Origin of the sequence: Bradyrhizobium sp. (assembly GCF_047605465.1) — a bacterium.
Classification (GTDB): domain Bacteria; phylum Pseudomonadota; class Alphaproteobacteria; order Rhizobiales; family Xanthobacteraceae; genus Bradyrhizobium.
Genome location: NZ_JASGFS010000005.1, coordinates 186,239 through 197,864 on the forward strand (window position 1 = coordinate 186,239; position 11,626 = coordinate 197,864).

Genomic DNA, 11,626 nt, shown 5'->3' on the forward strand with positions numbered 1-11,626 from the left:
ATGCCGGGCTCCGTCAGCACCGCACGCGCAAGCTATCCCGTGCAATTGTTCGCCATAGCGGCGCGCTCGCTGACGCAACTGGTCCGGGCGCCCTCGCATTCGCGCCGTGCCGAGGCCGGGCGGCGGCTGGCTCGGCACTCGCTCTGGCTCAGTGCGGCAGGTGCGGCCCTGGTCATCGTACTCATGGTCGCCTTTGATCGGACCGAAATCCAGTTGATGCCGGCACGCGGCACGGCGAGTCTGTGGCCGATCCGCATCCTCACGGATTTCGGCAAGGACGAGAATGTTCTCTCGCTGCTTGGGATTGCGCTGGTCGTCGTGGCGCTCGTTGCGGCAGGGGTGCACGGCACCCGCCGCGCATTGCTGCTCGGTTTCGGCACCCGGCTGCAGTTCATGTTTCTGTCGGTTGCCGTGCCGGTGTTCGCCGCCGAGATCCTCAAATATCTCATCGGCCGCGGGCGTCCGTTCGTCGGCGGCAAGGCCGACCCGTTCAATTTCGTGCCGTTCGAGGGCACGGCGGCCCATGCCAGTCTCCCGTCCGGACATGCGGTGACCGCGTTCGCCCTGGCTTTCGCCGTCTCCGCACTGTGGCCGCGCCTGCGCGTGTTCATGTTCACCTATGCGATCATCATCCTGCTGACGAGGCTGGTGCTGCTGGCACACCACCCGAGCGACGTGGTGGCGGGCGCCATGGTCGGCACGGTCGGGGCGATGGCCGTCCGCTACTGGTTCGCCGCACGCCGGCTCGGCTTTGCCATTCTCGCCGACGGCACCATCCTGGCCCTTCCGGGACCGTCCGCGGGACGCCTCAAAAGGGTTGCCCACGGAGCGACCGCCCCATAAAAGCGGCTGCTTGTCGCACCTCCGGTTCCCGCGGCAGCCAATTCCAACCACGAGCTTCCGATTTGTCGTCGTCCCAGCCTTCGGTTTCCATCGTTGTTCCTGTGCGCAACGAAGCCGACAACATTGCGCCCCTGATCGAGGAGATCACGGCGGCGCTCGACGGCCGCTGGCCCTACGAGATCATCTATGTCAACGACGGCTCGACGGATGCGACCGGCGAGCGGCTCGAAGCGATCATGGCGCAGCGGGACAATCTGCGTCAGCTCCGCCACGCGAAATCGACCGGCCAGTCCGCGGCGGTACGGAGCGGCGTGCGTGCGGCGCAGGGCGTGATCGTGGCGACGCTGGACGGCGACGGCCAGAACAATCCCGCCTTCCTGCCGGACCTGATCGCCGCGGTGGAAAAGGATGAACGCGTCGGGCTTGCCGCCGGTCAGCGGGTGGGGCGCAAGGACACCGGCTTCAAGAAATTCCAGTCGCGCGTCGCGAACGGCGTGCGCAACGCGATCCTGAAGGACGGAACGCGCGACACCGGTTGCGGGTTGAAGGCGTTCCGGCGCGACGTATTCCTGATGATGCCCTATTTCGACGGGCTCCATCGCTTCCTGCCGGCGCTCGTCCGCCGCGAGGGCTACGCGATCGCCTATGTCGACGTCATCGACCGGCCGCGCCGTTCCGGCGTGTCGAACTACGGCTTCTTCGACCGGCTATGGATCGGGATCATGGATCTCGCCGGCGTGTGGTGGCTGATCCGCCGCAAGAAGCCGACACCAGATGTGACTGAGGTGAAGGCATGATCATCCAATACGGTCAGGCGCTGAGCAACTATTTCTACGACGTCTTCGTCGCCAAGTTCGATTTCTGGCTCGCGTTCGGCCTGGTCGCGCAGCTGTTCTTCACGGCGCGTTTCCTGGTGCAGTGGATCGCGAGCGAGCGCGCCGGCAACAGCGTGGTGCCCATGGCGTTCTGGTTCTGCTCGATGGGCGGAGGCATGATGACCCTGGTCTACGGCGTCGTGAAGCGCGAGCCCGTGATCATCCTCGGCCAGGCGCTGGCGACGGTCATCTATGTCCGCAACATCATGCTGATCTGGAAGAACCGCGGCAGCGCGTCGAAGACGCTCAATCGCTGATCGCTAGCGCGGCAGGGCCGACGCAGCGCCGGAGGCGGGCAGGGCAGCCGAGTCCGCCTCGGTCCTGCGATAGGGCTCGCCGGCCGCATCCAGCACCGGATAGGCGACCGAGCAGATGTGCGAATGGATGCGGCGCAGGTCGCGCAGCACGTCCAGATGCAGGGACGTGGTCTCGATGGTCTCGGGACGGCCCTCGCGCAGGCGATCGAGATGACGCTCCACGGCGGCAAGCTCGGTGTTTCTCAACGCGGTCTTCTCCACCAGCAGCTTGCGTGCCTCGCTGGCGTCGCCGGACATGAACACGCCGAAGGCGATGCGCAGCGAATCCATCGTGCGTTTGTGGAACGCTGCGAGCTCCTCGGCACCCTCGGCCGAGAACTGGAAGCGCCGCTTGATCTTCTTGGTCGCAAGCTCACTCAGATTCTTGTCGATGATGTCGCCGATATGCTCGAGGTTGATCGCGAAGGAGATGATCTCCATCGCCCTCCGGCCCTCGCTCTCGTCCAGGCTGCCGCGCGTCAGCTTGGTGACGTAGAGCTTGATCGCCTCGTCGAGACTGTCGACGATGTTGTCCGTCTTCGAGACCTCGTCGACCAGCGTTCGGTCGCCCGTCATCATCGCCGCCATGACCTTGCGCAGCATGACTTCGACGAGATCGCCCATGCGCAAGGTCTCGCGCGAGGCATCGGCCAGCGCCAGCGACGGAGTTTCCAGAGCTGTCTCGTCGAGATAACGCGGACGAGCCGGATCGGTCTCCTGCACGCGATCCGGCAGGAAGCGGGTCAACAGGCGCGACATGGTGTCGAGCAGACCGATGAAGATCACGGCGGTGCCGACGTTGAAGGCGATGTGGAAGGCAGCCGTCATCCTGGCGAGATCGGGCTGCCAGGCGTGCATGTGCCCGGCGATCACATTCAGGAACGGCAGGACCAGCGCAATCCCGACCAGGCGATTGACGAGGTTGCCGACCGGCAGGCGGTAGCTCGCAGCATTGTCACGCCTGGCTCCCTCGAACACGGGATTGATGGCGCTGCCGAGATTGGCGCCGAGCACCAGCGCCAGCGCCGCATAGGGCGTGATGAACTGCGAATAGGCCAGCGACATGATCAGGAGCACGCTGGCGACGCTCGAATGCACGGCCCAGGTGATCAGAGCGGCAATGACGATGCACAGGACCGGATCGCCCGTGATCGCCGACATCATGACGCGAACGCCGGGCGCGCTCTCCGCCGGCGCCAGGGTGTCGAGCAGGATGTGCAGCGACAGTAGCATCAGGCCAAGGCCGATGCAGACGCGGCCGATGTCCTTGATCCGTGAGCGCGGGCCGGCGCGGAAGGCGACGAGACCGAGCACGAACAGGACCGGTGCGACCGCAGCGATGTTGAACGACAGAACCTGAACGATCAGCGTCGTGCCGACATTGGCGCCGAGCATGATGGCGAGCGCGGCGGCGAGGCTGACCAGACCCTCGGCGGCAAAGGAACTCGTGATCAGCGCGGTGGCCGTGCTGCTCTGGAGCAGCGCCGTGAGCCCGAGACCGGCGGCGAAGGCGCTGAAGCGATTGCTCAGCGCCTTGCCGAGCAGGCGCCGCAGGTCGGGGCCGAACGCGCGCAGGATTCCGCTGTGGACCATGTGCAGGCCCCACAGCAGCAGCGCAACGCCGCCCATCAGATCGAGCAGAACCAACGTTCCCATGCTCCGTATCCGGACTAGAGTCGATTGATGAGGCTAGCGCCAATCTCCGGCGGATCAAACCCCTGATTGGCGCATCGGCGTTAACGCGTGCCGTGCCTGCGCGTTCCGCGGGCGCGATGCCTTGTGAGCAGGCTCACATTGCCGCCTTGAGGGCAGCGAAGCCGCGATCGAGATCGGCCTTGAGGTCGTCGACATTTTCGAGCCCGATATGCAGTCGCAGCGTCGGGCCGCCGGGCGACCACTTGGTCGCTGTGCGATAGGCATCGCAATCGAAGGGGATCACGAGGCTCTCGAAGCCGCCCCAGGAGAAGCCCATCCCGAACAGCTTGAGCGTATCGAGCATGGTGTCGACCGCCTTTTGCGGCGCCGGCTTCAGGACGATGCTGAAAAGGCCGGATGCGCCGGTGAAGTCGCGCTTCCAGATCGCATGGCCCGGATCGGTCTCGAGCCCGGGATGCAGCACGCGCGCGACCTCGGGTCTGGCGGCGAGCCAGCGCGCCATGTCGAGCCCGGAACGATGATGCTGTGCGAGGCGCACCGAGAGCGTGCGCAGGCCGCGCAGCGCGAGGAAGACGTCGTCGGGGCCGGCGCAGACGCCGAGCAGGCGGATGCCTTCGGCGATCTGCGGCCAAGCCTTCGCGTTGGCCGAGATCGTGCCGAACATGATGTCGGAATGGCCGCCGATATATTTGGTGGCGGCCTGCATGCTGATGTCGACGCCTTGCTCGAGCGAGCGGCGATAGAGCGGCGTCGCCCAGGTGTTGTCGTCGATCACCAGCGCGTCACGCGCATGCGCGACTTCGGCGATGGCGCGGATGTCGGGCATCTCGAAGGATTGCGAGCCCGGTGCCTCGATCAGCACAGCGCGGGTATTGGGCTTGAACAGCGTCGCGATCCCTGCGCCGATCAGCGGATCGAAATAGCTGGTCTCGACCCCGTAGCGGGCGAGCAGGCCGTTGCAGAAATTGCGCGTGGGTCGATAGACGTTGTCGCAGACCAGCAGGTGGTCGCCGGCCTTCAACACCGCGAGCAGGGAGGTGGAGATCGCCGCGAGCCCCGATGGTGCAATGCCAACGCCGGCGCATTGCGGTCCCTCCAGGGCGATCAGCGTGTCCTGGAGCGCCCGGGTGGTGGGCGTGCCGTGGCGGCCGTACTGGAACTCGCCGCGGTGGGCATGCAGGTCCTCGGCGGTCGGATAGAGCACGGTCGAACCGTGGACCACCGGTGGATTGACGAACCCCTTCTGCGCCTTGGTGTCGCGGCCGGAGGTCACCAGCCGGGTATCGGCGTGCTGTTGCAGGGGGTGCGAGGAGTCCATGCGTCTGCTTTCAAAAGCGCGTTTCCGCTGGACGCGCACGGCGCCAGCGGGCCGGCGGGAGGCCACGAGCGTTAATAACAGAACACAGAAGAGTCCCGTCAACCCCTTGACCCGGCTCGCCAGTCGTTCTGTGATGCGCAGGTGCTATTCAGTCGCCGCATGTTGAGGGGCCTGCCGCGACCTTCGATCCATCGTCTGACCGGACCACGCGCCAAAGCCACAACGGCCGGCGCCTGCGGCGGGGATTAAGGTATGGCCTCCCAGGATGGGCGGGTGTTCGGCAAAGTTTCCCAGCATGACTCTTGCAAGGGCAACCCTGGCAGAGACGATCCTGAGACAACCTTCCTGACCTTGAGACGACCTTGAAAGGCCCAAAGCCCATGAAACGCGTAACCTTGGCTCTCACTCTCGCTGTCGCCACCGGCCTGACCGTCCACGCTGCGGATGCGCAAACGCTCAAGACGGTCAAGGACCGCGGCGTGCTGTCCTGCGGCGTCAGCCAGGGCCTGCCGGGCTTCTCCTCACCCGACGACAAGGGCAACTGGACCGGGCTCGACGTCGACGTCTGCCGCGCGATCGCCGCTGCCGTCTTCAACGACCCGACCAAGGTCAAGTTCGTGCCGACCTCTGCCAAGGATCGCTTCACCGCGCTGCAGTCCGGCGAAATCGACGTGCTCTCGCGCAACACCACCTGGACCATCTCGCGCGACACCTCGCTCGGCGCCAATTTCACCGGCGTGACTTACTATGACGGGCAGGGCTTCATGGTGAAGAAGTCGCTCAAGGTGAATTCCGCCCTCGAACTCAACAGCGCCTCGGTCTGCGTGCAGACCGGCACCACGACCGAGCAGAATCTCGCCGACTACTTCAAGGCCAACAACATGAAGTATGAGGTGATCGCGTTCGGCACCAACGACGAAACGGTCAAGGCCTACGAGGCCGGACGCTGCGACGTCTTCACCACGGACCAGTCGGGGCTCTATGCCAACCGTTTGAAGCTCGCCAATCCCGCCGATCACATGGTGCTCCCCGAAATCATCTCGAAGGAGCCGCTCGGGCCGATGGTGCGCCACGGTGACGACCAATGGTTCGACATCGTGAAATGGACCCTGTTCGCCATGGTCACAGCCGAGGAGCTCGGCGTGACCTCGAAGAACGTCGACGAGAAGGCGAAAATGGAGAATCCGGAGCTGAAGCGCGTGCTCGGCACCGACGGCAATTTCGGTGAGCAACTCGGCCTGACCAAGGATTGGGTGATCCGGATCGTGAAGGCCGTGGGCAATTACGGCGAGGTGTTCGACCGCAACGTCGGCTCGGGCTCGCCGCTCGCCATCAGCCGCGGCCTCAACAATCTCTGGAACAAGGGAGGTCTGCAGTACGCGCCGCCGATCCGCTGATCACGCCTGATCCGCGGCTCGCGGCGATGAGCACTGAGGCCCGTAAACCGCCAGCCCAAATCGCGCTGAAGATCAGGCGCGTCCTGGGTGGCCAGGCCGGCTGGAACGGCGTCGCCGTCCAGTTCGCCTTCGCGGCGATCCTGGGATGGATCGGTTACGAGATCATCTCCAACGCCCGGGCCAATCTCGAAAACCAGCACATCGCCGCCGGCTTCGGCTTTCTCAGGAACAATGCGGGCTTCGACGTCAACCAGACGCTGATTTCCTACACCGGCTCGGACACGTTCCTGCGCGTGTTCGTGGTCGGGCTTCTGAACACGATCGTGGTCTCGGTGGTCGGCATCGTCTTCGCCACCGTGATCGGCTTCATCGTCGCGCTCTGCCGGCTTTCGCCCAATTGGCTGCTGGCGCGCGTCGGCGAGATCTATGTCGAGATCATCCGCAACCTGCCGCTGCTGTTCCAGATCCTGTTCTGGTATCTCGCGGTGCTCGCAGCATTGCCGAATCCACGCCAGAGCATCTCGCTGCTCGGCATCGCCTTCATCAGCAATCGCGGACTGGTCATTCCGCGTCCAATCGGGGAGGGCGGCCTCGAGCCGTTCCTGGCGGTGCTGGCCTTCGGCATCGTCGCCTCGCTCGCGCTCCGCTTCCGCGCGCGGCGCGCACTGTTCGTCGAAGGGCGGATGATCCGTATCTGGCCCTACGTGGTGAGCCTGCTGATCGCGCTGCCGCTCCTGACCATCCTGGTGTTCGGCGTGCCCTTCACCTTCGAGATGCCGCAGCTCAAGGGCTTCAATTTCGCGGGCGGCTCGCGGGTCATTCCCGAATTCGTGGCGCTGACGGTGGCGCTGTCGACCTATACCGCCGCCTTCATCGCCGAGATCGTGCGCGCCGGCATCCTGTCCGTCCACAAGGGCCAGATGGAAGCGGGATCGTCACTTGGCCTCAGCCGGGGCACTACGCTGCGGCTCATCGTGCTGCCGCAGGCGATGCGCGTGATCGTTCCGCCGCTGACCAACCAGTATCTCAACCTCACCAAGAACTCGTCGCTGGCGGTGGCGATCGGCTACCCCGACCTCGTATCCGTGTTCGCCGGAACGTCGCTGAGCCAGACCGGACAGGCGATTGAGATCATCGCGATGACGATGGGCGTCTATCTCCTGATCTCGTTCGTCACCAGTGCCGTCATGAGCCTGTACGGTTGGCGCGTCAGCCGGAGCCTTGGCGCATGACCGACATCGCCTCATCCGGCTTCGTCCGTCAGGACCTGCTCTCGGAGCGTCCCGCGCCGGTGAAGACCACGGGCTTCATCGGGCTCGTCCGGACGCGCCTGCTCAATTCGCCGACCAACATCCTGCTCACCATCGTGAGCGCGTCGCTGCTGTGGTTCACGATCGTTCCGTCCGTCAAATTCCTGATGGTCGATGCGGTCTGGACCGGCAAGGACAGGGCGGCGTGCCTGACGGAGAACGCCGGTTTTGCCGTCGGCGCCTGCTGGCCCTACATCCAGGCGAAGCTTCCGCAGCTGATCTACGGCTTCTATCCCGAGGCTGAACGCTGGCGGGTCAATCTCACGCTCGGGCTTGCCGCCGCTCTCCTGCTGCCGCTGTTGATTCCGCGCCTGCCGGCGAAGGGACTGAATGCCGGCCTGTTCTTCTTCGCCTTCCCGGCGGTCGCCTTTTTCCTGCTGTATGGCGGCGGCATCACCGGCTTCGGCCTGAGCTGGACGGCAAGCCTGCTGCAATTGTTCGACGACAGCCTCATGGAGGCCGGACAGATCCTGATCGGCCTCAGCAAGACCTCGGCAATCGCGCCGCTGTTGTGGGTGGTCGGCCACGTCATCGTGCTGGTCGGCACCGCGATCCACTGGCTGATCTTCCCGCTGACCTGGCTGCGCGATCAGTTGCGGGAGACGGGCCAGTCGCTCTGGACCGACTTCGCTATCACGGCTGTCGTCGTCTCCCTGATCGCTTTCGGACTGACCGGCGGCCTGCGCGCCGGCTGGCGCACGCTGGCGTCGAGCATCGCCACGTTCGCGGCGATCGCGGTCGTGATCAAACTGATGGGGCTCGACCACGGCGGACTCCCCGTCGTGCAGACGCGGCTCTGGGGTGGTCTGCTGGTGACGCTCGTGGTCTCCGTGACCGGCATCGTCACCTCGTTGCCGATCGGCATCGCGCTGGCGCTTGGGCGCCGCTCCACCATTCCGCTGATCCGGATATTCTCGATCGCGTTCATCGAGTTCTGGCGCGGCGTACCGCTGATCACCGTTCTGTTCTTCGCCACCTACATGCTGCCGCTGTTCCTGCCCGGCAATTTCACCGTCGACGGTCTCATGCGTGCCCTGATCGGCATCGCGCTGTTCACGGGCGCCTATCAGGCCGAGAATGTCCGCGGCGGACTCGCCGCGATCCCGCGCGGGCAGGGCGAGGCGGCGGCGGCGCTCGGACTGTCTTGGTGGAAGACGACGTCGCTGATCGTGCTGCCGCAGGCGCTGCGGCACGTGATCCCGAACCTCGTCAACAGCTTCATCTCGCTGTTCAAGGATACGTCGCTGGTCTCGATCGTGGCGCTGTTCGACCTGCTGGGGTCGCTGCGCGCCTCGTTCGCGGATCCGAAATGGTCGACGCCGTCGACGCTGTTCACCGGCTTCGCTTTCGCCGGGATCATCTACTTCATCTTCTGCTTTGGAATGTCGCGCTACTCGCTTTTCGTCGAGAAACGTCTCAACGCCCACCGTCGCAACTGATCGAGCTCACCATGTCCGATAATTCAATCGTCAGTATTTCCGGCCTCAACAAATGGTACGGCGAGTTTCACGTGCTGCGCGACATCGACCTCGAGGTCGAGAAGGGCGAGCGCATCGTGATCTGCGGCCCCTCGGGCTCGGGCAAGTCGACGCTGATACGCTGCATCAACGCGCTGGAGGAATTCCAGGAGGGACAGATCGTCGTCGACGGCATCGCGCTGGGCCCGAACCTCAAGCACGTCGACGCGGTGCGCCGCGAGGTCGGCATGGTGTTCCAGAGCTTCAACCTGTTCCCGCATCTGACGGTGCTGGACAATTGCACGCTGGCGCCGATCTGGGTGCGCAACATCCCCAAGAAGGATGCCGAGGCGACCGCCATGAAATTCCTGGAGCGGGTCAAGATTCCGCATCAGGCCAACAAGTTTCCGGGGCAGATGTCCGGCGGCCAGCAGCAGCGCGTCGCGATCGCGCGCGCGCTGACGATGAATCCGAAGGTCATGCTGTTCGACGAGCCGACCTCGGCACTCGACCCCGAAATGGTCAAGGAGGTGCTCGACACCATGGTCGACCTCGCGCGGGAGGGCATGACCATGCTGGTCGTTACGCACGAGATGGGCTTTGCGCGGGAGGTCGCCAATCGCGTGGTGTTCATGGACGCCGGCCAGATCATCGAGTCCAACACGCCCGGCGAGTTCTTCGCCAATCCGCAGCATGCGCGCTCGAAACTCTTCCTGAGCCAGATCCTGCGGTAATCCTCCGCCTACGCGTGCCAGAAGCGTAAAAGTTTAGACGTCTTTGCGGCGATCGGAAAACCATGCCGCACGCGACCTTTGCCTGCTTCACGCGCCGGAAAGCTCTTTCTGCGCAGGTAGCCTCAAAGGAGCGCGCCTATGCTTGGTTTCGTGTTCGGCCTCAACGCCCGTCTGGGTCGCTTGCAGTATTTCCTGGCGTCGGTCGCGCTGGCGATGGTGATGACCGCGATCTGCTTCGCCATCGCGATGGTCGTATTGCGGAATGGTGCCAGCCAGATCCGGGCGGAAGATCTCATGAAAAGCTGGGCGACGCTCGCCGCAATAGCTCTGTTCGGCCTTGCGACCTTCATGCTGCAATCGATGCGTATCCGCGACATCGGGTGGGATCCCGTCTGCGTGATCCCGGCGTGGATTGCGCTGTCGCTCGTCGATCACGTCATCGCGCCCCGCTTTCCAGCCTGGACGGTCGGCCAGGAGCACCAGGGCACCTGGGTCGGCGCGTCGGTCAGTCTCGTGCTGATGCTTGCGCTTCTGTTCTGGCCGAGCCTCGACAGCGAGGGCTCCGGCAGCATTTCCGGCCGGTCACGTTCCGGCCCCGGCCCCTCGCTCTCGAACCAACGCCTTGCGCGCATTTCCCAGGGCGCGCCGCGTCCGACCTGGACGGCCGCGAGCTGAGCGGCATGACGGTCGCCCGATGCTGCCGCCCTAGACGAACGGCGGCTTGATGTTGCTGCGCTTCTCCAGCCACTCGGGCACCGGGAGATTCTTGGCGCGCATGAAGTCCGCATTGAACAGCTTGGACTGATAGCGGCTGCCGGAATCGCAGAGCACGGTGACGATGGTCTTGCCCGGTCCGAGCTGCTTCGCGAGGCGCATGGCGCCGGCGATGTTGACGCCGGTCGAGCCGCCGAGGCATAGGCCTTCGTGCTGGAGCAGCTCGTAGATCACGTTGACGGCTTCGGCATCGGGAATGAGATAGGCATCGTCGACCTTCGCGGTCTCGACGATCGCGGTCGCCCGATTGAGACCGATGCCTTCGGTGATGGAGCCGCCGGGCGTCGCCTTGGCTTCGCCGGTCCGGAAATATTCGTACATGCCGGCACCGTGCGGATCGGCGCAGGCGATGCGGACGTTCTTGTTCTTGTCCTTCAGATAGCGGCTGGTGCCCGCGAGCGTGCCCCCGCTGCCGACCGAGCAGACGAAACCGTCGACCTTGCCGCCCGTCTGCTCCCATATCTCGGGGCCCGTGGATTCATAGTGCGCCTTGGCGTTGTCGAGGTTGTTCCACTGATCGGCGAACAGCACGCCATTGGGCTCGGTCTTGCGCAATTCGTCGGCCAGCCGGCGGCCGACATGCTGATAGTTGTTGGGGTTGGCGTAGGGCAGGGCCGGCACCTCGATCAGCTCGGCGCCGCACAGCTTCAGGAAGTCCTTCTTCTCCTGGCTCTGCGTTTCCGGGATCACGATCAGCGTCCGGTAGCCGCGAGCGCTCGCCACGACGGCAAGTCCGATGCCGGTGTTGCCGGCGGTCGCCTCCACCACGAGCCCGCCGGGCCTGAGCTCTCCGCGCTTCTCCGCCTCGAGGATCATCCATTTCCCGGCACGGTCCTTGACGGACTGGCCGGGATTCATGAACTCGGCCTTGCCGAGAATGGTGCAGCCGGTCGCCTCGGAGGCGCGCTCGAGCTTGATCAGCAGGGTGTTGCCGATGGCTTCGACAACGTCATTTCGAATGGTCAT

The 11,626-nt window shown here is 64.8% G+C and carries 11 protein-coding genes; 8 read left to right on the top strand and 3 right to left on the bottom strand.

Features of this window, described 5'->3' with window-relative positions; translation table 11 throughout:
* From QM712_RS07815 to QM712_RS07825, 3 genes are all read left to right on the top strand, one after another.
* Complete coding sequence (locus QM712_RS07815; RefSeq protein WP_415022494.1) at positions 1-843, top strand: phosphatase PAP2 family protein; 843 nt, start codon at positions 1-3, stop codon at positions 841-843.
* A 62-nt stretch (positions 844-905) separates the two neighbouring features.
* Positions 906-1,640, top strand: coding sequence for a glycosyltransferase family 2 protein (locus tag QM712_RS07820; RefSeq protein WP_415022495.1), 735 nt, complete (start codon positions 906-908; stop codon positions 1,638-1,640).
* Complete coding sequence (locus QM712_RS07825) at positions 1,637-1,975, top strand: lipid-A-disaccharide synthase N-terminal domain-containing protein (protein WP_415022496.1); 339 nt, start codon at positions 1,637-1,639, stop codon at positions 1,973-1,975. Before QM712_RS07820 ends, QM712_RS07825 begins: the two co-directional genes overlap by 4 nt.
* Positions 1,976-1,978: 3 nt before the next feature.
* Here the strand turns inward: QM712_RS07825 and QM712_RS07830 are convergent, their stop codons facing one another.
* Both QM712_RS07830 and metC read right to left on the bottom strand, forming a co-directional pair.
* Positions 1,979-3,670 (bottom strand): Na/Pi cotransporter family protein, encoded by a 1,692-nt coding sequence (locus QM712_RS07830; protein WP_415022497.1) that lies wholly within the window; start codon positions 3,668-3,670, stop codon positions 1,979-1,981.
* Positions 3,671-3,803: 133 nt separating this feature from the next.
* Entirely contained in the window at positions 3,804-4,988 is a 1,185-nt protein-coding gene (metC, locus tag QM712_RS07835; RefSeq protein WP_415022498.1) for a cystathionine beta-lyase, read from the bottom strand.
* Between the two features lie 380 nt (positions 4,989-5,368).
* On the opposite strand from metC, the gene QM712_RS07840 reads away from it, so the two are divergent.
* From QM712_RS07840 to QM712_RS07860, 5 genes are all read left to right on the top strand, one after another.
* A complete protein-coding gene (locus tag QM712_RS07840) occupies positions 5,369-6,385 on the top strand; it encodes an amino acid ABC transporter substrate-binding protein (protein ID WP_415022499.1) in 1,017 nt (338 codons plus the stop codon).
* A gap of 26 nt (positions 6,386-6,411) precedes the next feature.
* On the top strand, positions 6,412-7,617 hold the full coding sequence (locus QM712_RS07845; protein WP_415022500.1) for an amino acid ABC transporter permease: 1,206 nt from the start codon (positions 6,412-6,414) through the stop codon (positions 7,615-7,617).
* Positions 7,614-9,134, top strand: coding sequence for an amino acid ABC transporter permease (locus tag QM712_RS07850; RefSeq protein WP_415022501.1), 1,521 nt, complete (start codon positions 7,614-7,616; stop codon positions 9,132-9,134). Before QM712_RS07845 ends, QM712_RS07850 begins: the two co-directional genes overlap by 4 nt.
* 11 nt (positions 9,135-9,145) lie before the next feature.
* Complete coding sequence (locus QM712_RS07855) at positions 9,146-9,886, top strand: amino acid ABC transporter ATP-binding protein (protein WP_415022502.1); 741 nt, start codon at positions 9,146-9,148, stop codon at positions 9,884-9,886.
* A 138-nt stretch (positions 9,887-10,024) separates the two neighbouring features.
* A complete protein-coding gene (locus tag QM712_RS07860) occupies positions 10,025-10,561 on the top strand; it encodes a DUF805 domain-containing protein (RefSeq protein WP_415022503.1) in 537 nt (178 codons plus the stop codon).
* A 30-nt stretch (positions 10,562-10,591) separates the two neighbouring features.
* On the opposite strand, the gene QM712_RS07865 is transcribed toward QM712_RS07860, so the two are convergent.
* On the bottom strand, positions 10,592-11,626 hold the full coding sequence (locus QM712_RS07865) for a cysteine synthase A (RefSeq protein ID WP_415022504.1): 1,035 nt from the start codon (positions 11,624-11,626) through the stop codon (positions 10,592-10,594).